At 47.7% G+C, this 22,380-nt stretch carries 20 protein-coding genes; 10 read left to right on the top strand and 10 right to left on the bottom strand.

What is annotated here, in order from left to right:
- The first annotated feature begins 9 nt into the window (after positions 1-9).
- The 3 genes from Q1A69_RS07870 (at position 10) to Q1A69_RS07860 (ending at position 3,574) form a co-directional block, all read left to right on the top strand.
- On the top strand, positions 10-585 hold the full coding sequence (locus tag Q1A69_RS07870; protein ID WP_366525561.1) for a YbhB/YbcL family Raf kinase inhibitor-like protein: 576 nt from the start codon (positions 10-12) through the stop codon (positions 583-585).
- A 158-nt stretch (positions 586-743) separates the two neighbouring features.
- Positions 744-2,033 carry an AmpG family muropeptide MFS transporter gene (locus tag Q1A69_RS07865; RefSeq protein WP_299583741.1) on the top strand — a complete coding sequence of 430 codons (1,290 nt, stop codon included), beginning with the start codon at positions 744-746 and terminating at the stop codon, positions 2,031-2,033.
- A 242-nt stretch (positions 2,034-2,275) separates the two neighbouring features.
- A complete protein-coding gene (locus Q1A69_RS07860) occupies positions 2,276-3,574 on the top strand; it encodes an AmpG family muropeptide MFS transporter (RefSeq protein ID WP_366525560.1) in 1,299 nt (432 codons plus the stop codon).
- Between the two features lies 1 nt (position 3,575).
- Here Q1A69_RS07860 and Q1A69_RS07855 read toward each other — a convergent pair whose 3' ends face one another.
- Positions 3,576-3,890 carry an MGMT family protein gene (locus tag Q1A69_RS07855; protein ID WP_299583637.1) on the bottom strand — a complete coding sequence of 105 codons (315 nt, stop codon included), beginning with the start codon at positions 3,888-3,890 and terminating at the stop codon, positions 3,576-3,578.
- Between the two features lie 307 nt (positions 3,891-4,197).
- On the opposite strand from Q1A69_RS07855, the gene Q1A69_RS07850 reads away from it, so the two are divergent.
- Positions 4,198-5,151, top strand: coding sequence for a DUF481 domain-containing protein (locus Q1A69_RS07850; RefSeq protein WP_299583635.1), 954 nt, complete (start codon positions 4,198-4,200; stop codon positions 5,149-5,151).
- Positions 5,152-5,264: 113 nt separating this feature from the next.
- A complete protein-coding gene (locus tag Q1A69_RS07845; RefSeq protein ID WP_299583632.1) occupies positions 5,265-6,026 on the top strand; it encodes an SDR family oxidoreductase in 762 nt (253 codons plus the stop codon).
- Positions 6,027-6,100: 74 nt separating this feature from the next.
- On the opposite strand, the gene Q1A69_RS07840 is transcribed toward Q1A69_RS07845, so the two are convergent.
- Together Q1A69_RS07840 and cfa are read right to left on the bottom strand one after the other, a co-directional pair.
- Complete coding sequence (locus Q1A69_RS07840; RefSeq protein WP_299583629.1) at positions 6,101-6,874, bottom strand: hypothetical protein; 774 nt, start codon at positions 6,872-6,874, stop codon at positions 6,101-6,103.
- Between the two features lie 144 nt (positions 6,875-7,018).
- Complete coding sequence (gene cfa / locus Q1A69_RS07835; protein ID WP_299583626.1) at positions 7,019-8,164, bottom strand: cyclopropane fatty acyl phospholipid synthase; 1,146 nt, start codon at positions 8,162-8,164, stop codon at positions 7,019-7,021.
- A gap of 139 nt (positions 8,165-8,303) precedes the next feature.
- Here cfa and Q1A69_RS07830 point away from each other — a divergent pair, with 139 nt between their 5' ends.
- The 5 genes from Q1A69_RS07830 (at position 8,304) to Q1A69_RS07810 (ending at position 15,163) form a co-directional block, all read left to right on the top strand.
- Positions 8,304-8,780, top strand: a complete 477-nt coding sequence (locus Q1A69_RS07830) for an FxsA family protein (protein ID WP_299583623.1) — start codon at positions 8,304-8,306, stop codon at positions 8,778-8,780.
- A gap of 215 nt (positions 8,781-8,995) precedes the next feature.
- Complete coding sequence (locus Q1A69_RS07825; RefSeq protein WP_299583735.1) at positions 8,996-9,289, top strand: co-chaperone GroES; 294 nt, start codon at positions 8,996-8,998, stop codon at positions 9,287-9,289.
- 46 nt (positions 9,290-9,335) lie between these two features.
- Positions 9,336-10,976: a chaperonin GroEL gene (gene groL, locus Q1A69_RS07820; protein WP_299583620.1), complete on the top strand. Its 1,641-nt coding sequence runs from the start codon at positions 9,336-9,338 to the stop codon at positions 10,974-10,976.
- Between the two features lie 616 nt (positions 10,977-11,592).
- Positions 11,593-11,802 carry a cold-shock protein gene (locus Q1A69_RS07815; RefSeq protein ID WP_299583617.1) on the top strand — a complete coding sequence of 70 codons (210 nt, stop codon included), beginning with the start codon at positions 11,593-11,595 and terminating at the stop codon, positions 11,800-11,802.
- A gap of 655 nt (positions 11,803-12,457) precedes the next feature.
- Complete coding sequence (locus Q1A69_RS07810; RefSeq protein ID WP_299583614.1) at positions 12,458-15,163, top strand: LamG domain-containing protein; 2,706 nt, start codon at positions 12,458-12,460, stop codon at positions 15,161-15,163.
- 137 nt (positions 15,164-15,300) lie between these two features.
- Here Q1A69_RS07810 and Q1A69_RS07805 read toward each other — a convergent pair whose 3' ends face one another.
- The 7 genes from Q1A69_RS07805 to Q1A69_RS07775 all read right to left on the bottom strand — a co-directional run bounded on the left by Q1A69_RS07805 (position 15,301) and on the right by Q1A69_RS07775 (position 22,324).
- The gene (locus Q1A69_RS07805) at positions 15,301-17,097 is read right to left on the bottom strand and encodes an ATP-binding protein (RefSeq protein ID WP_299583611.1); all 1,797 of its coding nucleotides are present in this window, start codon (positions 17,095-17,097) and stop codon (positions 15,301-15,303) included.
- On the bottom strand, positions 17,075-17,752 hold the full coding sequence (locus Q1A69_RS07800; protein ID WP_299583608.1) for a response regulator transcription factor: 678 nt from the start codon (positions 17,750-17,752) through the stop codon (positions 17,075-17,077). Before Q1A69_RS07800 ends, Q1A69_RS07805 begins: the two co-directional genes overlap by 23 nt.
- A gap of 585 nt (positions 17,753-18,337) precedes the next feature.
- Positions 18,338-19,222, bottom strand: a complete 885-nt coding sequence (locus Q1A69_RS07795) for a ketopantoate reductase C-terminal domain-containing protein (protein WP_299583606.1) — start codon at positions 19,220-19,222, stop codon at positions 18,338-18,340.
- A gap of 190 nt (positions 19,223-19,412) precedes the next feature.
- Positions 19,413-19,718, bottom strand: coding sequence for a hypothetical protein (locus Q1A69_RS07790; RefSeq protein WP_299583604.1), 306 nt, complete (start codon positions 19,716-19,718; stop codon positions 19,413-19,415).
- A 138-nt stretch (positions 19,719-19,856) separates the two neighbouring features.
- Positions 19,857-21,302 carry a coniferyl aldehyde dehydrogenase gene (locus Q1A69_RS07785; protein WP_299583601.1) on the bottom strand — a complete coding sequence of 482 codons (1,446 nt, stop codon included), beginning with the start codon at positions 21,300-21,302 and terminating at the stop codon, positions 19,857-19,859.
- 209 nt (positions 21,303-21,511) lie between these two features.
- Positions 21,512-21,778, bottom strand: a complete 267-nt coding sequence (locus Q1A69_RS07780) for a PepSY domain-containing protein (RefSeq protein ID WP_299583598.1) — start codon at positions 21,776-21,778, stop codon at positions 21,512-21,514.
- A 102-nt stretch (positions 21,779-21,880) separates the two neighbouring features.
- On the bottom strand, positions 21,881-22,324 hold the full coding sequence (locus tag Q1A69_RS07775; protein WP_299583595.1) for a hypothetical protein: 444 nt from the start codon (positions 22,322-22,324) through the stop codon (positions 21,881-21,883).
- Positions 22,325-22,380: the final 56 nt, after the last annotated feature.

The following is a 22,380-nucleotide window of genomic DNA, read 5'->3' as shown; positions in this document are numbered from 1 at the left end:
GGAATGGATATGAAATTAGGCGTTTTCCAAATTAATGGCTGCAAACTCAGCACAGGTCTGGCGGCTTTGTTGATTTCCCTGGTGGCAGTGGTCGCTCAGGCTGGGCAGTTGACCCTATCCTCCAGTTCCCTCAAACCCGGCGCAAAGATGCCGTTGACTCATGTTTACAGTGGCTGTGGAGGGGAAAACCTCTCCCCCGAGCTGAGCTGGGCTGGTGCCCCGGAGGGAACGAAAAGTTACGCAGTAATGGTTTACGACCCCGATGCGCCCACCGGCAGTGGTTGGTGGCACTGGGTGATGTTTAATATCCCCGCCGATGTCACCAGTCTGCCGGAGGGGGCCGGGGATCTCAAAAATGGTCTGATCCCAGAGGCGGTTCAGGGGCGCAATGATTACGGCAATCCCGGTTATGGTGGCGCCTGTCCACCTAAAGGGCACGGTGATCACCGCTATCGCTTTCGCGTGTATGCCCTGAAAGTGGATACCCTTCCGTTGGATGAAAATTCCTCACCCGCCAAAGTGGGCTTTAATGTGAATGCCAACAAGCTGGCCGAGGCGGAGCTTGAAGTGCTGTGGGGCCACTGAGTCTGCAGTCTCCAAACATTTTTCCTGGCCAGTGCAACAATAAATTTTCTACTTGATTGGGCGGCCGTGGGGCTTTGGGGGTGAAATTGAATACCGTGCAGCAAAATTTAACATGGGGGCAAACTCTGCGGGTTTATCTCAAACCCCGAGTCCTCACCATGTTCTTCCTTGGCTTTTCGGCGGGCCTTCCTCTGCTGCTGGTCTTTTCCACCCTGACCGCATGGCTGCGTGACTATGGTGTAAGTCGCACGGCCATTGGTTTTTTTGCCTGGGTAGGTATTACTTTCTCGATCAAGGTTCTATGGGCACCGATTATCGACCACTTGCGCCTGCCCTCATTAATTGCGGGTTTGGGTAAGCGTCGCAGCTGGATGCTCGTTTCTCAGCTGGGTGTGGCCCTCGGGCTCGTGGGGATGGCGAGTGTTAATCCGCAGCTGGCCCTGACCGAAGTGGCTCTGCTTGCCCTGTGGGTAGCATTCTGTTCAGCCTCGCAGGATGTTGCCATCGATGCCTATCGAATTGAAGCCATCGATGAAAATTATCAGGGCGCCATGGCGGCGAATTATGTCTTTGGCTATCGGGTGGCCATGTTGGTGGCCGGAGCAGGTGCACTTTATATTGCTGATATTGCCAGTTGGTCGGTTGCTTACCTGTCTATGGCTGCGCTGATGGGGATTGGTGTTATTACTACGCTGATGATTGCCGAGCCTAACCACCCCCGGGTCAATGGGGAGGCCGAAGAGCTCCAGAATATGTGGGTTGAACGCTTGCTGGGCAAGGGCCAGCACAGCCGTCTCAAGGAGTGGTTTATTCGTGCGGTGGCTTGCCCGTTTATTGAATTCTTCCAGCGTAACGGTCGCTTTGCCCTCGTATTATTAATTTTTATTGGTATTTTCCGCCTTAGTGATATTGCAATGGGCATCATGGCAAATCCTTTTTACTTGGATTTGGGGTTTACCAAAACCGAAATCGCTGAGATTAGTAAGGTATTTGGCTTTTTTTGTACCGTTTTGGGTTCCTTCCTCGGCGGAATTTTTGTCGTACGCTACGGAATTGCACGCCCGCTGATACTCGGCGCCGTAATGGTAGCCTGCACCAATCTATTGTTTGCCCAGCTCGCTCTGATTGGACCAGATAAAACTTGGCTGGCCCTGGTGATTAGTGCGGACAATATCAGTGGTGGCATCGCCAATGCGGTTCTGATTGCCTACCTTTCCAGTCTGGCCAACAAGGCGTATACGGCAACCCAATATGCGCTTTTTAGTTCGCTCATGACGCTGCCGGGTAAATTTATCAGTGGCTTCTCCGGTATCGTGGTCGATGCACAGGGCTATGCCCAGTTCTTTATTTACGCCGCCTTGATGGGCTTGCCAGCTATCCTGCTTGCTATCTACCTATGGCGGCGAGAAAAGCGGGAGTGGGTTGGCGAGGAGCCGCAACCGGGCTAATCGGCACAAGCCCCCTTCGCTAGTCGGCCTCTACCTTCAGTGTCGAGGCCTCCTATCTTCCCCGGTCCACACCTTCCAAGAGGCCCACCGGCATCTGAGAGGCGTACTCTTCGGGCATTATCGTTCGCTTATGTCTATGTTGGTGGTGGAGAGAGAAAACCACCACGCCCACTCACTATTTCCCTTGGCATTTAAGGTTGCTGGTATGGGGAGTAGGGGGAAGGGACGCTTGCAGATCCTAATTGACGATTAAAACGCGACAGACTATGGCCCACGAAACAGTCAGGGAAGCGGTATTTAACCGACGTATGCTGATTTGCCTTGGGACCGGGTTCTCCTCGGGGATGCCGCTGTTTGTGCTGATTCAGCTGGTACCGGCCTGGTTGCGCTCAGAAGGTGTAGACCTAGCGACCATCGGCATTTTTGCCCTGCTGGGATTGCCCTATACCTGGAAGTTTCTCTGGGCGCCGCTTATGGAGCGCTATGCTTTCCCGATTTTGGGGCGGCGTCGGGGGTGGATGCTGGTGATGCAGCTCCTGTTGATTGTTTTTATCGGTGCACTGGGCATGTTTAGCCCCCAATTCAACATTTGGACTATAGCAGCCCTCTGCTTTGGTGTTGCTTTTTTCAGTGCTAGCCAGGACATTGTTCTGGATGCTTTTCGCCGGGAAATCCTACCTGACTGGGAGTTGGGGCTCGGCAATTCTTTTCATGCGAATGCCTACCGAATTTCCGGCCTGATACCGGGCTCCCTCAGTCTTATTTTGTCTGATCATTTAGCCTGGGGACAGGTATTTTGGGTAACGGCGGCCTTTATGTTGGTTGCGGTATTTATGACCTTAATGGTCGCGGAACCACAGCATCCCGCGGCGCGGCCAAGGTCATTGCGTGAAGCTATCGTGTTGCCTTTCGTGGAGTTTTTTAATCGCAATGGGGTCAGGCACGCGATCCTGGTGCTTGCATTTATGTTCCTCTATAAGCTGGGGGATAGTATGGCGACCGCCCTGGCGACGCCCTACTATCTCGATATGGGATATTCCAATACGGATATTGGGATTGTTGCAAAAAATGCCGGACTTTGGCCGGCGGTGATTGGTGGTTTCCTTGGTGGTTTATTAATCGTACGTATTGGTATTAATAAATGCCTGTGGATATTCGGCGTTGTCCAGCTTGTTTCCATTTTTGGTTTTATGATTTTGGCTGAGGCCAATGCAGATCTGGTGGGTACTCCGGAATTTAGGCCAAGTCTCTGGCTACTGGCATTGGTGATTGCCTTTGAATACTTGGGGGTGGGGCTCGGCACGGCGGTATTTATTGCCTTCATAGCTCGCACCACCAGTAAGTTGCATACGGTCACACAGTTGGCACTTTTTACCGCACTCACCTCTCTGCCCAGAACTTTCGCCAATGCCTCAACAGGTTACCTGGTGGAATCTATGGGGTGGACCAACTTCTTCCTGCTGTGCGCTGCTTTGGCTGTTCCTGGCATGTTGTTACTCTTTGCCGTAGCACCCTGGAGAGGGGAGGGGGAGGAGGCCTGAGTCAAGGCCTCCAGCGATACTTTGCCATGTCTATCCGCCCCTTCAAAAAACTAACACCTTCGCTCTGCAGTAGTTCCCGCTGGTAAGAGGCTCTGGGTTCGGGCAGAGAGAGTCGTCCCTGCGCGTTGATCACCCTGTGCCAGGGGAGCTTTGTATCCTTGGGGAGTTTTCTCAGTTGCTGGCCCGCAAGCCGGGCCCCCTTGGGAAAACCGGCCATCGCTGCTAGGTCACCATAGGTGACTACGTGGCCACTTGGAATGGAAGCCAAAACTCGGCACATTCTGGCAAGTGTATTGTTGATTTCCTCTTCGCTCACTAATGCTCTCTGCTCAATCATTTATCCGGAATTAGCCCCAGTTTGCCGCGATTTTTGCTCAATAAGCTATAAATAAGCCTCTTGACAGGGTGCGGCCTGAATTTGCCAGGGGAGTCGATGACTAGTAACGGCGTGCCACATCATTGGCAGTTATGGCATTATTGCCCCTTGTGCCGTTTTTTAGAACGGTTTTCATTGTTGGTTCACCCAGAAACGCTAAGGTCCTCCTGTGGTTCTATCGACACGCTTGTCCAGGTTTATTACGCGAGTATGCCTCTGTCTCATCCCTCTGCCACTCCATGCCGGAGTGCTTACTCTTGAAAATGGCGACCGTATTCAGGGAGAGCTGGTTTTAGTGGATGCCGAGCAGGTGGTTTGGAAATCTGAGACTTTTGGCCAGGTCAAAGTCGAGAAGTCCAAGGTTGTCTCCATGGATGTGGATACCGACCTGAAAATTGCCGGGCGCGATGAGCCCTGTACTCTGGCGGGGCACTATCAGGAGCGGTGGGAGGTCTATTGTGCGGAGGGGGATGGTTGGCTGATCGATTTCCCCGGTGTTGAGCGCGCCGAGCCCTATCCGAACTTTGTCAGTAACCCTATAGCATTCAAAGGCAATATCAGCGCTGGCGGAGTTTTTGAGTCCGGTAATCGGGAGCGCGAAGACCTGGATGTGAATATTAATCTGGATGTGCGCCATGGCGATTTCAACCACCTGATCGGCGCCCTCTATCAGAATCAGGATAGCGAGGCGGACGGCGATCTGGAAAAGTACCAGTTTACTTATGACCTTCGCTGGATTTTTGCCGAAAAATGGTTTGCTGCGGCCAATACTGAACTGGAACATGAAGAGGCGCGCAACCTGGATTTGGGAACCACATTGGGCCTTGGTTTGGGTTACCTGTTTTACGATACTGATAAAACTGCCTTCTCTCTGGAAGGTGGTCTCAGTAGTTTGCAGGAAGATTTTATTGATGCGGAACTGAGTGAGGATCAGGATGATCAGTATGTAGCAGGTCGTTTGGCGATGAAATATCGCTATAAATTTTCACTCGGCCCGGAAATATATTTCAATCAGAAAACGCTTCAGTCGTTTGATTACGGCGATGACTTCCAGGCGAGTGCTGAAGTGGGGGTGCGTACCCCGCTGGTGGAGGGTGTATTAATGGAAATCGGCTACCAGTGGGAATATGACAATACCCCCTCACTGGAGAGTGAGAAAGAAGACACCAAGGTAACCGTCGGAGTTGGTTATCAGTGGTAATATCTGAATGTCGCGTCGAATAGGGCTTGAAATATACGAAGACATTACAGAGTTAATCCGAGATTCCCTAGACCTTTAAAAAATATAATTTTAATACAGATAAGGAGTAGATCATGCAGATTGCCGGTAGCACAGTGGCGATTACGGGCGCGGGCCAAGGCCTGGGGCGGGCTATGGCAGAATACCTTGCAGAACGGGGAGCCCGCTTGGCTCTGATTGACGTCAATGAAGATGGATTAAAGGAGAGCCTCGCCTCCTGTGAAAAGCATGGAGCAGAAGCCCGCAGCTATGTGATCAATGTGGCCAATGAAGAAGCGGTGGACAAGGGCTTTTTACAAATCGCTGAAGACTTCGGGGGGTTGCAGGTTCTGATCAATAATGCCGGTATTATGCGCGACGGTTTACTGCTCAAGTGCAAAGAAGGCAAAGTGACTGATCGCATGTCTTTGGCCCAGTGGCAATCTGTAATTGACGTAAACCTGACCGGGGTTTTCCTCTGTGGCCGCGCAGCAGCGGGCATTATGGCGGAGAGTGGTAAGGGTGGAGTATTAATCAATATCTCCAGCTTATCTCGTGAAGGTAATGTGGGGCAGACCAACTACTCTGCTAGTAAGGCTGGTGTTGCCGCCATGACGGTAGCCTGGGCTCGTGAGTTGGCTCGCTACGGAGTGCGTGTGGCCGCAATTGCCCCAGGTTTTATCGGCACGGATATGGTAGCGCAAATGCGCCCGGAAATTCTTGAGAGCTTGGTGAAACAAGTCCCTTTGCGCCGCCTAGGTGAGCAGGAAGAAATTGCATCCACTGTCGCTTTTATTTTGGAAAACGATTTTATCAGCGGCCGTGTTATTGATGTTGATGGCGGTGCACGTATTTAGTAAGTGCTGTCCATTGGTAGGTAAAAGGGTGATTAATATTCACCCTTTTTTATTTTTCCCTCTCTTCAAATCTTTTATTTTCTTGTGCTTAAGCGGTCAAATCTTTTACGGAAAATTAAATACACCAGAATGCAAATTGCCATCCAGAGAAGCGTTGATGTGACTTCGTGAAATACGGTTTTATTGAGAGGTAAATGAAAATCTCGAAATAAAAAGCCCTTGATTAATGTTGTCCAGGCAAACAGCATTTTGCTCATATGTAGAGCCCACCAGGGATTGCCGGAAATTTGTGGGCGGAAAGTGAATGTGTAAACGTCGAACGCGGCAAAAACCAGCATGATTGCTGCTGGAGTGAGGTAGATATTGGCATAGCTGGGATGACGTCCAATATCATATAAGAAGACCTGAAAGTAGAAAACGGCTACCCAAGCGGCAATCAGTGTAAGTGTCCAGTCAATAATGTTGGATGTTATGCGATTATTTTTTGAGTGTTTGATTCTCGGCCAAATACGATATGCGGAAAACATCGCATAACCGAACATAGAGATAAGCCCCAGTAGTAAAAGGTCGGGATGGGTATTGTAGACATAGGCAGCATCTATTTGGTAATTGGGAATATCCGCTGTTAGGTGTGGAATAAGAAAGGAATTAAAAAGCATCAGTATGGCGGATACTGAAAATATAACGGCCAGTAATAGGGAAGTTATACCGCAGGCACGATGGTAGACGCTCCCCTTTTTCATAAGTAGTGTCAGGGGGATAGCGAGAATGGTGAGGATAATCGCCGAGAACGTGTGTATTTGTATGAGTTGCTTTAGACCGTCTGCAGTCTCGAATAGGAAATGCATTGGATAAAATCCTTAGGCAGTGCTGGGTCTATAGGAGAGACCGCGAGATAGGTCAACAGATGGAGGGCTGGGCAGCCGGTTTTTCGCCAACTGTCCAGCCTGACTTTTCAAAATTCTGATATTATTAGGTTTGTTAGCCTTCAATTAGCAAATACGTTCCACCCCGCCAGACCGGTTGTTGGTAAACATCCACTGCCACAGTTGTAATCGACGCGACCTGAATGTCGCCGCACTGGTTAATAAGTAAAAGCGCCACATGCGAGAAAACTTTCTTCCGTAACGGTCTGCAAAGCGTGGCCAGTTGCGCTCGAAGTTTTCATGCCAGGCTAAAAGTGTCTTGTCGTAGTCCGGTCCGAAATTATGTAAATCTTCGCTGATGAAAACGCCCTGTGCGGCCTGGGTTATTCGTGCCGCTGTGGGTATCTCGCCATTTGGGAAAATATATTTCTCGAACCAGGGGTCTGTATTGGTGGGCTTGGCTTTGCCGATGGTATGAAGCAGTAAAATCCCATCTTTTTTCAGGCAGCGCTTTCCGACCTCCATAAAGTCTCTGTGATTCTTATGTCCCACATGCTCGAACATACCGACACTGGCAATGCGGTCAAAACGTTCATTTAACGCACGATAATCCTGCAGATGCACTTTGATGGGTAGGTTGGCATAACGCTCTGAGGCATAGGCTCGCTGTTCGCGGGATATGGTGATGCCGACACACTCCACTTGGTATTTTTGTGCCGCGTAGCTGATCAGGCTGCCCCAGCCGCAGCCGACATCCAGTAGTCTCATGCCCGGTTGTAGTTGCAGTTTGCGGCAAATGAGGTCCAGCTTGGCTTCCTGGGCCTCATCCAACGTTTGTGCATCCTTCCAATAGCCACAGCTGTAAGTAAGACGGTTGTCGAGCATGGCGGCATAAAATTCATTGCCTAGGTCGTAGTGGTGCTCGCCGACTTCAAAGGCGCGATTGCGGCTTTGTAAATTGATGCAATAGCTGCGCAGATAGCGCCAGACATTGCGCCAGGTTTTCATATGACGATCCAGATCTGCCTCGATCACCCGGGTCATAAACTGGTCTAATGCGGGAACATCCCAGTCACCGCGCATGTAAGTCTCACCCAGGCCCAGGGTTTGCCGAGCAACAATCTCGTCCAGTGCCTCTTCTCGGTGTAACTGGATATCCCAGGGCCGGTCACCATTAATGCGAATATCCGCTTCGGCCAAAACATCATCGAGTAAATGTCGACTGCGGCTAATAGCCGGCACCTCCAAGGCATCCTGCTGTTCGCTTGCCATCTAAGCCTCCCTCTCTCCCGGTTTTGTGGGGTTGAATATGGCGCCCTTGAATAATTTGCCTCCCCACTCCATTTACTTCAGCATATCGATAACACCTCAAGCCCTCTCTGAATGGGCTTTTAGATCAGGAATTCTCTCTATGCGTCCCTTGCTGCTTCTATTTATAGTCCTACCTGTACTCGAAATGTGGGTATTGATCACCGTAGGAAGAGAAATCGGCGCCTTGCCCACCATTGGCCTGGTTTTTTTGACCGCTATCGTTGGCGTAACACTGCTACGTCGCCAGGGATTGTCCACCTTGATGCGGGCTCAGGAGAAGATGCGCACTGGCGATATCCCCGCCCAAGAGATGGTTGAGGGTATCTTTCTCGCCGTGGGCGGCGCACTGCTTCTGACACCTGGTTTTATCACCGATGCCCTGGGATTTGCCTGTCTGATACCAGGGCTGCGACATCTGCTTCTGGGGAGGCTGTTACGGCATGTCACTATTTTGCGGCCGGGTGCCCCTGGTCAATCCGACTCGACCAAGCGCGGCCCAGATATCATCGAGGGAGAGTTTTCGCGAGATCAGCGAAAGTCCGTAGATCAAGTGAAGCACAAGAATCGTAAAGACTGAATTGGTTAAATAGTGCACATTTTTGTCTTTCAGCCAGCACTTTTGTAGTTTTTTCACTGAATAGTGTTGAAATCTATTCTCGCGCCCATAGATAGGGAGCAACTCTGATTTAAGCCCCACCTCTGGTAACCAGGGAGGGGTCAGGTCACCAGCCCTTAGGGCTGGTGACACCTATGTTGGAAATCCTTAAAAACGACTCAATGGAGAACTTATCCATGAAAATTCGTCCTTTACACGACCGCGTCGTAGTACGCCGTAAGGAAGAAGAAGCGATGTCTGCTGGCGGTATCGTTCTGCCAGGTGCTGCCAAGGAAAAGCCGAACCAAGGTGAAGTGGTAGCCGTGGGTGAGGGCAAGCAGCTGGACAATGGCGATGTACGTGCACTGTCAGTCAAGGTGGGTGACACGGTTGTTTTCGGTCGCTATGCCGACAGCAATACCCTCAAGATGGGCGGCGAAGAGCTGATCATCATGAACGAAGGTGACATCTACGGCGTGTTGGAAGGCTAATTTAGCTCCAACGTTACTCGCACAAAGAATTTGAGGAATAAGAATCATGGCTGCTAAAGACGTAATTTTCGGTGATGAAGCTCGTCAGAGAATGCTGAAAGGCGTAAACATTCTGGCAGATGCTGTTAAAACTACCCTGGGTCCCAAAGGCCGCAACGTAGTTTTGGATAAGTCCTTCGGTGCTCCTACCGTAACCAAAGACGGTGTTTCCGTAGCTAAAGAGATCGAGCTGAAAGACAAGCTCGAAAACATGGGCGCGCAAATGGTGAAGGAAGTGGCTTCCAAAGCTTCCGACACCGCTGGTGACGGCACCACCACCGCTACCGTACTGGCTCAGGCAATCGTAACTGAAGGCCTGAAGTCCGTAGCCGCGGGCTTTAACCCCATGGACCTGAAGCGCGGTATCGACAAAGCGGTAAGTGCAGCAGTTGAACACATTGCTGGTTTAGCCACTCCGTGTGCTGACACCAAGTCCATTGCTCAGGTAGGTACTATCTCCGCTAACAGCGATGAGAGCGTTGGTACCATCATCGCCGAAGCCATGGAAAAAGTGGGTAAAGAAGGTGTTATTACTGTTGAAGAAGGTTCCGGCTTGGAAAATGAGCTGGACGTAGTAGAAGGTATGCAGTTCGACCGCGGCTACCTGTCTCCTTACTTCATTACCAACCAAGAGAACATGACTGCCGAGCTGGAAAGCCCATTCATCTTGCTGGTAGATAAAAAAATCTCCAACATCCGCGATTTGCTGCCTTTGCTGGAGCAAGTAGCCAAGGCTTCCAAGCCTCTGCTGATCATCGCTGAAGACGTTGAAGGCGAAGCGCTGGCAACTTTGGTTGTCAACAGCATGCGCGGTATCGTTAAAGTTGCTGCTGTTAAAGCACCTGGCTTCGGCGATCGTCGCAAGGCTATGCTGCAGGATATCGCTATCCTGACCGGTGGTACTGTGATTTCTGAAGAGGTTGGTCTGGAGCTGGAAGGTACTACTCTGGAGCACCTGGGTACCGCTAAGCGCGTAACCCTGTCCAAAGAAAACACTGTAATCGTTGACGGCGCTGGCATAGTTAAAGACATCGAAGCTCGCGTTAGCCAGATCCGTGCACAGATCGAAGAGTCCTCTTCCGACTACGACAAAGAGAAACTGCAAGAGCGCGTAGCCAAGCTGGCTGGCGGTGTTGCAGTAATCAAAGTAGGCGCCGCTACTGAAGTGGAAATGAAAGAGAAGAAAGCCCGCGTTGAAGACGCACTGCACGCTACCCGCGCCGCAGTAGAGGAAGGTGTAGTACCTGGCGGTGGTACCGCACTGGTTCGCGCTACTCAGGCTATCTCTGTAACTGGCGACAACGAAGACCAGAACCACGGTATAGCCGCGGCTCTGCGCGCTATGGAAATGCCTCTGCGTCAGATCGTTGCCAACGCCGGTGACGAATCCTCTGTAGTGGTAGACAAAGTGAAGCAAGGCGAAGGCAACTTCGGTTACAACGCGGCTACTGGCGAGTATGGTGACATGTTGGATATGGGTATTCTGGACCCAGCCAAAGTAACCCGCTCTGCTCTGCAAGCGGCTGCTTCTATCGCTGGCCTGATGATCACCACTGAAGCCATGGTTGCAGAGATTCCGGAAGACAAGCCGGCTGCACCTGACATGAGCGGCATGGGTGGTATGGGTGGCATGGGCGGCATGATGTAAGCCGGCCCTTAAAGCCAACAAAAAAGCCCCGCACTCTGCGGGGTTTTTTTATTGTAGTACCCAAAGGGGCTAATCCTTTCGAATCCATTGTTAGTGGCTTCCTTGCGCCGATGCTTCAAAAGTGGGCCTGCTCATTGGCACCCTGTTTCCCTCAGGCTGCGCGAAAGGGTAATTACTACTTCATAGAATTCGGTCTCTATCTGATCTGCTTTGTAAAAGAGGCTCCTGCATCATAGTGAGGGGATGGAATAGAAATGCTCAGTCATTCTGAAAAGGCTAGATTTCTAGGAATCCTATTCTATTTCCGTGCGAGGCTTTCTCTGGATGGGGGCTCTGAGTCACTCAGTCGTGTCTCTGAAAGTGCGGCTAGACGGGACTTGAAGGCGATAAAAGTAGTGTGAAGCATTTTAAGATATCTTGAAAACTTACAGAATACTTGACAAAACTTTTATTGTCGGTATAGTCTGCAGAAGTCAGAAAGAAGTCTATTTACTTATATATTTCCTACATTTCGCTGTTTTAGTCATATTACTCCGTCCTGCAGTTTTTAAGTTCCAGTCTCTATTTTCTGCTTACGTGCCTTTTTGGGCGTCATTTATTTTTTTAGGATATTAATATGTCTAATACAGTTACAGGAACCGTTAAGTGGTTCAACGAATCTAAAGGTTTCGGTTTTATTCAACAGCAGTCCGGCCCAGATGTTTTTGCGCATTTCAGCTCAATTACTGGATCAGGCTTTAAAACTCTCGTCGAGGGTCAGAAGGTTGAATTTAAGGTAACTCAGGGCCAGAAGGGTCCTCAAGCAGAAGACATTGTTCCTCTGTAAAACCGTTATCAAGTTCTAAAAAGGCAGGCCTCAAAGGGCCTGCCTTTTTTTTTGCGTTAATTTATATCGATTTAGACAGCCTGCAGTTTTCGCCTCTATAGGGTGCCCCTCACTGAGTATGAGCATCTACAGTCTTACTGCCTTCCATAAGCAGGGGGAGACTTTAAGCTTTTCCTGGCTCAAATTATTTATACAAGTTTGGGTCTTTAGATTGGTAATTTCAGAGCGAATTATTCGCAGGAATATAAATTCAGCTATTTTTTGAGTTTTCCAGTTTCTTCCATTTTCTAAAAAGACGGCAATCCCTATCTTGTGATTCAGGTCATTTATGGACAGGTTGGCCTTGTATTACTTCCGAAATTCCCATTTAACAGCTCTATCTTTTTATACATTGGCACTCGGTGAGTCACTGTAGGGGGGGGCACAGAAGACTTCTTTGCGGGGGGGGGGGGGGGGCGAAGCACGCTTAATTTTTTTATTCTGAATTATACAATCACTGTTAGCAGTATGAACTCTAGGATTTCGGGATACAAGGAAGTCATTTGATTTACATCGGAGTGCACATTACAAAGATTTAATATTCGATCCATTCTGACGTTAAGCTGCTCTTTTAGACTTACCTGTCAATTAAAGAGCGGGAACTGTAGATATGTTAATGTCAAAAAGTAACCTTGTACTGGCGCTATGCCTTACGGTACTTGGTTGTAAGGACTCTGGTGGATCTAGTGAAAATCGGGTGCCAGTGCCCCAAACACCTCAAGTGGATTTAGGGCAAACTTCGGCTGGTTTCTTTGCGTATTATACTCGTGTTGATTCTCAGGATATTCCGGAAAAGATCACAGGACCCTATGCCGATATCGTTGTGAATATTGACGGGAAAGGCAAGCTTGTTTTCGCTCGTGATCATAGCTATCGCCCTGTTTGGCATTTTGGAGATGACTCCACACCTGTTGGCCACTTGGCCGATATTTCAGCGGATGTGAATGCTCGTTTTGATAAATCCAATGACTTTTCCTTTGTTCGTATTTTAGAGCAATCCGACAGCAAGGTTGTAATTCATTGGCGCTACTTTCCCCAGGCTGATCCAATAAAAGGGAGGGCTCCTGAGGGTGTAGTTCACGAGATATTTTCGATTACTGCAGATGGCAATGTAACCAGATTGTACCGTCCGGGTACTGACCGCATCGCAGATTGGAAAGCGCGTAAAGGGGCTATCTTACAAACTATGCAGCTCACAGCAAGTGGTATTGCTGATGTGCAAAATAAGTCTGGTGAGTTGGTAATAGGCACTGTTCAAAGTAGCGAAAATGCGAGAGTTAACCACTCACTTCCAGGTAAGCCTGTGTCGCATTGGCAGTTTGATGAGGGCGAGGGGACAAGCACAATTGACAACCTGAGCTCTGCGACAGGATATATTGATAGCCATGGTAGCGATTGGGTCGGTGGCGTATCAGGCTCGGCATTGCTGTTTGATGGTTATAGATCTGCTGTGGTGGTTGCGCAGGATGAAGCGCCAGTACTTACTGATTCTATCTCTATTGGGGCCTGGATAAATCTAGCCGCTTACCCATGGAATGATGCGCCTATCATTCATCAGTCTAATAGAGTGGGAAATGAAGGATATTATTTTGGAATAAATTCCAGCGGCAAACTCATATTTAGGGCGAATAGTAAAACCTTGATTTCCGACAGTGTAATTCCCACCAATCAGTGGGTTCATGTCGGTGTTTCTGCAGGTAATAATGTATCTCTTTATATCAATGGGGCTGTAGATAAAAATCAATCGTCAAGTATCAATCTGGCCACCCCGGACATGCCAGTAATTTTGGGAATGAATAATTCGGTTTTACCAGCTACTGATGGGGTACGGCAAAGTGAAATTGATGAGTTTAATCATTTTTCTAGCCTGTTTGGTATAGAGGGGGCAATAGATGAAGTTGTCATTTATAACCAGTCTCTTACCGCTAAAGCGTTTAGCAAAAGCTATAATGATTTTTTAACTGCACAAAAAGAAGCTCCTGATTCCAGTGTTACAAAACGGCAACTACCTGATCTGGAAAAATACCCACAAAAATTTGGCGGCATCTATACAAAATTAGACTTTCATGATGTTTGGGATAACTTGTGGAGGGTTACGGAGAATGAGGATATTGTTGTCCGGTTTGATGATAAGCCAATCAGTTATGTCTACTGGCGAGGAACTTCTCATGGTATGAACCTTGTGACGGATAATCGATGGATGTCAGACCAGAGTGTTGAGATCGTAATTCCCGATCCAGATGATCCTGAAACTCCAGCTTCAACATTCAACCCGATTGTTTCTTTAGCCGAGCATATGTCTGATAAGGCAGCCTTACGTACCCATGTTCGTATGATTGAAAATACATCTGCACGCGTAAAAGTGCATTGGCGTTATGCGGCGGCAGATGTATTTGATTTGCCAGTTATGGATACGGCTTATATTGATGAGGTGCATACCATTTACCCGGATGGTGTGGCAATCCGGGATGTGTTTTATCACCCCGCGGCTGATGAGGGAGGCATTGAATTTTATCAGGACTTCCAATGGCTGTTGGGTCCTGATCAGAAGGCTGAGGATTTTTTAAACTATAACGCGGTTTCGATTGCAGGGCTTACGGGTGATAGCGTGGATGTAATTTATCCTAGGCCAGAGCACGACCAAACCCCACTACAAGGAAATATTGCAGTACTTAACAGCCAGACAAACTGGAAGGTCTTCGGTGTAAGCCAAGGAGGGGGCTTCTTCCCTTCTTCCAACGGGGAGAGCTCGGAGCATATTGACTTCCTCGGCGGGGTATTCCCCTTTGCGGGCCCGTGGAATCATTGGCCGGTCGCGCAAATTCCTTCTGATGGCCGATTCTCTGTTGCTAATGATCGAGTGTCTCACTTTGCCGTCGGCAACCTGGAAGCTTTTGAGTATGGTACTGGATCTATGATGTACGGTTTTACCCAGGGCACCCCAACCGATTTACAAGGCTTGGCAAAGTCATGGATCTCGCCGCCTACAATTGATGCGATCAAAGGCGTTGACGGTAATACAGTTACTTATCTCACTGACGAACGGGCCTATAGCTTGAAAGCTGCTGGGGCCTTAGAGGAAATTTCCCTGATGGTGAAGGCTAGTAATACTAATCCTTTGCAGAACCCGACACTGGTTATCCGCCAATGGGGGGCAGATAGTCTTCCGGAGGTGAAATTTAATAGTGAGGTTGTATCTGAGTCAAAAACAGGTGTTGTCAGAGATACAGATGGTACGCAAAGTCTAATTGTATGGTTACCTGTGGCAGCAACTTCAGACTCAACTATTGAGATTAGATCTAACCCCAGTGCTGAGGGTTAATCTTCTAAATGCTCAGTGTGAATTAACTGAGTAATGAGAAAACAGCTATTCGAATGGATAGCTGTTTTCCTTTGTGAGGCTCTTTTTCCTCTATCATGCAGGTTTAGGCGATTTACCTTATCAAACTTGCACTACCTTTAAGGTAATTCTGGTTCAACAGTTTCCATTTTGGAGAAACTCAGCGTGGCTGGTTCGTGAGAATTAATCGCTGTGGGGATATCTATCTGAACAAGCAACCCACTGGCGTTGGTCAGTCTGATTTTTGCTTTATGTAAATTACAAACCGCCATAACAAGACTTAGCCCCAATCCGTTCCCTTTCGTGTGTCTATGCGATTCAATCCGATAAAATCGTTCAAAGACTTTCTGGAGGTCATCTTCTGGAATTCCAGGACCGCTATCGTGCAATTGTAAATGAAGATAGTTACTCTCTTTCTGAGAGTTAACTGATAGTTTAATGTTCAGGTTGCCGCTTCCCGGTGCATACTTGACGATATTATCAAAGAGGTTTGCAATGGTTTGTGACCATTGCTCTTTATCTCCGTAGATCAAATGGTGGTCATCAAGTAAGGTGACGGATAGTTGTATTCCCTGATCTTGGAATGTGGGTTCATAAACTTCTATCAGGGTTTCAAGGACACTATGTAGGGAAAAGCGTCTGAATGCCGCCCTGCGAGCTCCTTGCTCAATTTGTGAAATTCTAAGTAGAGCATTAAAGCACTCGATGATTCTATCATTTTCATCAATAACAGCCTCAATAGTTCCTCTTTCTGGCTTTTCCATATGCAGTAATAGTTCTAATTGGCCGCGCAGACGAGTAAGAGGCGACTTTAAATCATGAGCAATATTGTCCGAAACTTGCTTTACCCCGGTCATCAGTTGTTGGATTTTATCTAGCATCGAATTGATGTGTAGCGCGAGTTGATCATAATCGCCATCAGTGTTTTTAAATGGCACACGCTTGCCAAGGTCTCCACTCATAATTTGATGGCATACCTGGTTGATTTCACTTATTCGCTTGATTGCTTGTCGCGATACAAGATACCCACAGAGCAGGCTGATGATTACAGAGAATAAAAATCCGTAAAAAATAATATAGTTGAGTGTATCCAGTAACTGATATTCTCGAGTAAATTCCTTCCCCACTAGTAATATTCCCCCGTCAGGGAGTGGGGAAGCTTTTATAAGGCAGGCACGCTGACCATTTTTATGGTCAATTACTGGATCAGAATTGGATACTATAGTATAGAAAGCTTTATATTTTAGATTCCCTGGAGTAAGTCCTTCAATGTTGCTAAAGATAGCATTCCCCTTTGTATCCAAGACTTCTACGCAAAGGCTTTCGTCATCTAAGAAATATTCAGCCTCTAAATAATGCTTTGCTAAGAGTGAAGGGCTTTTATGGATACTTTCTTGATATTCTGGCCAGTCACTAAATCGCTCATCAGTGATATTCTCTATGTAGTCATGAAAGTCTTCAGGAATTTCATTGTTGAGTAGGTGTCTGATCAAAATAGAGGGTATGTTTTCCAGTGGAAGATTGATGTCTTCGCCCAGTGCAAACAGCCGTCCTTGGGCGGCAAGCTTTTCCTGCTGGCTTAATCCGCTCTGGGTTAATAGGTTTGTAAAAAATTGTATATAGGTTTTGGTAAATTTTGATGGTGATGTGTCGTTATAAATAAAATTTCTAGGCTCGACATCACGAAATCTGGGGTAAATGTCCGGGTGAAAAAATTCCAAGTCACCGATCTCTGCGATAGATTCGTTGGCGATTTCTTCAACTTGAGCAAGTGTAGGTTCTACTAGTGATTTTTTTGTAAGCAGGTAGGTAGTTAACAAAGATATACTGGAGCTGAGGCAGACGCAGCTGAACGTAATAATTGCCAATCTAAAGCTTGAACTTTTAAGTAGTTTAATCTTTCTTGCGAAGGACATATCCGGCCCCCCTGATAGTATGAATAAGGGGGCTGTCGAGAGATTGGTCAATTTTTTTTCTGAGCCTACTTATATGTACTTCAACTACATTAGTTTTGGGGTCAAAATGAAGATCCCAGACTTGTTCCAGTAACATAGTCTTTGTGACAACTTGCCCTTCATGGCGCATCAGGTATTCAAGTAGTTTGAATTCTCGGGTTAGTAACTCAATATAACGACCTCTGCGCTGTGCTTGCCTGGTCAAAAGATTTAACTCCAGGTCTGAAACAGCAAGGGATTCTTGAGCGTTTGGATGAGGGCGGCGTTTTCCAATAGCTTCGATTCTAGCTAGAAGCTCTGCAAAGGAAAAAGGTTTAGCCAGGTAGTCGTCACACCCGTTGCGCAATCCTTCTATGCGATGGTCGACTTCTCCGAGATTACTTAGCATTAATACTGGGGTATCAATTTCCATTCCTCGGAGAGACTTTAGCAAATTTAACCCATCCATACCTGGGAGCATCCGATCGAGAATTATCGCATCGAAGGGCTCGGTACTGGCCTGAATTAATCCCGTTTTTCCATCGTGACATAGCTCCACGCTATGCCCTTCCTGGCTAAGACCTTTGAGTAGGTAATGACTCAACTTGACATCGTCTTCTATGATAAAGATACGCATAAATCTGTAACTAATGAACTGACTGGCTGGACAGTTTTCGGGTTCTTCCTAACTAGCCCATCGTATAAAAAGTATGTGCTTGATAAGGGGTGGAGACTGATCTGGCAGTCTTGTATTGCGTTCCTCGTAGACAACAGATACGGGTTATTGTTTAAGTCTGCTGGCAATTTTTAGAATTTTTGAGTGCTAGTTTAAAGCGGATAGTGGCGTCCCTGGCTCTCTATGAGGGCGCTGTCTATATTTTCAACTTTTTGCGGAAATTATCTCCTAATAGATGATGGTTTTTTGTTGATTTTCTCACCTTTGTAGGGTGCCGGCAAAATATTTTCACTGTTGCATGGCTGTGGGTTTTTATGTTGATTCACCACCTCTAGCGGGTTGCATCCCACTGTCTTTTTTGCTAGCTAAACTTAAGGTGGTTTGCATGGTGATTTTAGGGGAGGGGGATGATTTTAATTATTCAGTAGGTCGGCTCCCTGAATTGGGTTGCTCATCGTTTGTACTGCCGGCGTTGACTCCTTTGTCTTGGCGGCCTGATGAGTCTGGGCTGATTCTAGATCGAAAATTTCCTGTAAGTTATTGTTGTCAGTAAAAATTTGGATACTTCTTCTTGAAAATTTTTACAGCTTCAATATTGTAAGGGGTGGCAACGCCCACTTTTCGGCCTAAATCAATAATAAAGCCATTTAAGAAAGCAATCTCAGTCACTTTGTTCTCCCTAACATCCTGGTAAGTCGATGCATAGTGGTTCAGTGTACCGGCGAATTGGATGAGGTGGTTCCAGAGGGATTCTTTATCTTGTGGGATATCAATTTCTTGTGAGAGTACTTCATAGGATTCATAGAATACGTTTTTCATGCGCTCTAAAGTTGAGCTGTTAGCAAATAACTCCCTGACTGTTTTTGAGTAGATCGCTGAGAATATATTTATCGCGCAGTTATAGATGGTCTTTTCTGCACGGTGCTGTAGCATGTTGTCCGTTGTTCTGGTTTCTATATTTGAGTCTTTGAGTAGTTGAGTTAGCCTCTCTGAATATTTAGCATTTTCAAGCAGAAATCCGGCCCCTTTGGTGTGCTTTAGTCTGTTGCCAGTTAGGTTAAATCCATCGAACACAAGGATGCTGGTTAACTCCTGTGGGTAAGTGTTTTTGAATTCAGTTATATCGAAAAAACAGTTTTGCAGCAATATAATGATTTCTGATTTTGGGCTCCATCTTTTTAGGTGTTGAAGATTATTTTTTAAATCATAGATTTTGCAGGTTAAAAATATGTAGTTGTATTTAATTTGTGAATTGATATTTGTTGAGGTGGTCGGAAAGTGAAATTTCTCATCATTTATATAAAGGTAGCTGCCAATCTTTTCTGCTTTCCTGCCAATGACATTAATATTATGGCCTGAAAGAGCAAACTTAGCTGCTAGATAAGAACCGACTGATCCGGCACCAAAAATCAATATTTCCCCTTTTTTCATTCATCCTGCCGTGTATTTTTGCTGTTGGTAACTCTGGTGTCGGTAGAAATAAGCTTGCTAATATAAGGTGGTTAACTTTAGAACTTTAGAACTTTAGAACTTTAGAACTTTAGAACTTTAGAACTTTAGAGCTTTAGATGAATTTTGTTATATTTTTAACAGCTAATTTGTAGGTGAGTTCGGATGAAGCCTATTTTGCTAGGCGATCTGCAATAATAATTCCGTTATCTGGATTGACTTCCAGGGCCCGGAGTTCTCCCTGATAAACTGCTTGTATTTTCCAGCGACCACCAACAAATCGCATACTGGTAATTGGTTTGAATCCCAGGCTATAAAGTTTGGATCGAATAGTAGATGGCTCAAGAGCGATTACAGATGGAGTAGCTCCATACAGGTCAGGGCTATCATAGATGGGTGCTGGTTTATTGGGGTCCAGCCCTGGGGGGATTGGATTTGTCAAATTGCTGACGAGCATGACCGTTACGATAAAACTCATGCGTGGTTCCACACAACAACTAAGCCATAGCTTTAGTGTGGACAGGGGATGATGATTACGCCAGTTTTTTATTCAAATACAGAGAAATTGAATCTCGGATAAAAATAACCCGACGGAATTGGTCCGCCGGGTTATTTTTTAGCGGGTCATCTTGAGCATATAGTTCAGTAATTTACTGGAGACCTTTCCATAGGGGGGGCGCATTAATTTCAGCAGGTCGATGGGGCCCTGCTGATAAATTGGGCGCAGCTTGGAGAAAGTAATAAACCCTTCATAGCCGTGATAGTGACCCATACCACTCTCACCAACACCGCCAAATGGAATATCGTGCTGGCCAACGTGTAGTACACAGTTATTAATCGAAACACCGCCAGACATTACCTGCTCAATGTAGCGATTTTGCAGGTCTTTATCGTGGGTGTAAGGGTAAATAGCCAGGGGCCGGGGGTGCGCATTGATATAGTCGATTACTTCTTCAGGTTTTGAGTAGGTCTTAATTGGCAGGAGAGGACCAAAAATTTCCCGCTGCATTGCCAACATATCGTTACTGACATTGACGAGTAGATGTGGTGGGAACTTTCGTAGGTTGTCTTCCCGTTTGAGCTCTCCGCCGCTCAGGTCATAGACCTTTGCCCCTTTATTGATCGCGTCTTCCAGTGTATCCCACAGGCGCAGGTAGGAGGCTCGGTCAATAATGGAGGTGTAGTCAGAGCTTTGCCAGTTCGGAAAATATTTTTTGGCTAGTCGGCTCGCATGCTCAATAAAATTTTCCAGCTGATCTTCCGGTAGGAAGAGATAATCCACATTGACGCAAATCTGCCCTGCGTTGACCATTTTCCAGTGGATCAGGCGTTCTGCTGCTTTTTCGATCGGAAAATCGGGGGCGACGATAGCTGGTGATTTACCACCCAATTCCAAAGTAACCGGGGTGAGATTTTCCGCGGCTGAGCGCATCACGGCGCGACCGGTGGTACTAGAGCCAGTGAAAATCAGATGGTCTAGCTTGAGGCTGGAAAAGAGTGGGCCTATATCGCCGTAATCGGCAATAAAAGAGAGTTTCTCTTCGGGAAAGTAATTGGGGCTGATCTGCTTTAATAGCTCAGCCAGCCGGCACGAGTTGGTGGACATCTTGACCATCGCGTGGTTGCCCGCGGCGAAGATGTTGGTCAGGGGGGAAATACTCAGATTAATGGGGAAGTTCCAGGGGACTATCACCCCAATCACCCCCAAAGGTTGCGGTATAACCCTATTTTTCGATAACGGGTAGGCTTTGAGATCGATATGACGCCGGTGCGGCTTCATCCATTTTTTGACGTTGCGGATAGCATCCTTGATACCGGCAAGAGCGGGATAGATTTCCAGGAGCAAGGTTTCTTCCCGTGAGCGATTGCCGTAGTCGGAGCATATTGCCTCAACGATCGCCTCCTGTTGCTCGCGCAGCATACGTGCCAGGGTTTTTAGGTCTTGCACTCGTTGCTGATAACTGGGAACGGGATTGGCAAGGTGGGCTCGGCGCTGACGGTCTAGTTGATTCTGAAGTAGCGCCCTGTCTGCATCCTGCCGGGTAAGGGTCTGGATGGTCATTTTATTATCCTCTGGCGGTAGTATTTAACCAGACTACCCCATTCATCCTACTGGTGATTGACCAATTGCGTCAGTAGATAGACATAATCTCCACGGTTACGTGAGTTGCAACCACTCTTGTAAAAACTGTGATGTGTTTGGGCCTGCCCCGGTGTTTCCCTACTCCAGGGCAATAATGGCCACGGGATAGTAATCGCGAGTTGCGCAATTTAGCTGTTGTCGGGTTTGTTGGAGAGGATTTCAGCTGAGTTTGGGTCTACTTCCAGATCGTACTTCTGGTCGCCTTTGTAGGCCTCTACCTTCCAGCGGCCCCTCTCAAGGTCCACCTCCACAATGGGGGTAAAGCCCTGCTGTTCAAGCTTGGTGAGTACCATAGACAAGGCCATAGCACCGGGAGGGGGTTTTTCAGAGGCGATTGCGGTTTGTAGTGTGGTTGCGGCGATTGCGGCCAGCAACAGGCTGTTGATGGACTTCATGGTGAGCTACCTCAATGAAAGGCCCGATTTCCACATTGATCGGGCAATACATGGTTCATTTCGCGCAAGTGATTTTCAAAGATACCGTTATTCCAGCTGCTGTTATTGACCCTGGCTGTCAGGTTGGCTCAGGCGTTTCTGGATTGCCTGGCACCACTCCGGGCTACCGGGCTTTACATCATTTAAGTTGCCGCCAGTTAGCTTGGTGACGGCGGCAAACCATTCCTCACTACCCACAGGAGGAAGGCCGGATGGATACATCTTCTTCAGGTCACCATCTTGTTGAGTAATCACCTGCTGCTGAACCCAGGCAAACCACTCCGGTGTACATAAGGTTGCACTGCCAGCACTGGGGGCCTGGGTTTGATCGGGGGGATTCGCCGTAGGGTTGTCTGGGCCGGGTTCAGTCGGCTGTTTCATGGCATCGCTGGCGACTTGACCGGCAGCCGGCGCGGTTTCTGCACCTGGGGTTTTGGAGGGATCTCCCTGGCGGCCGCAGCCGGAGAGAGCAAGAGCCAGCGTGAGTGATAGAGCAAGGTAATACATGGGGCCTCTGTAGGATGACCGGTTTGAGTGTAAGCATAGGTGGGATTTTGCGACTT

Origin of the sequence: uncultured Microbulbifer sp. (genome assembly GCF_947498635.1) — a bacterium.
GTDB classification, from domain to species: domain Bacteria; phylum Pseudomonadota; class Gammaproteobacteria; order Pseudomonadales; family Cellvibrionaceae; genus Microbulbifer; species Microbulbifer echini.
This window is presented reverse-complemented; position numbering and strand designations above follow the sequence as displayed.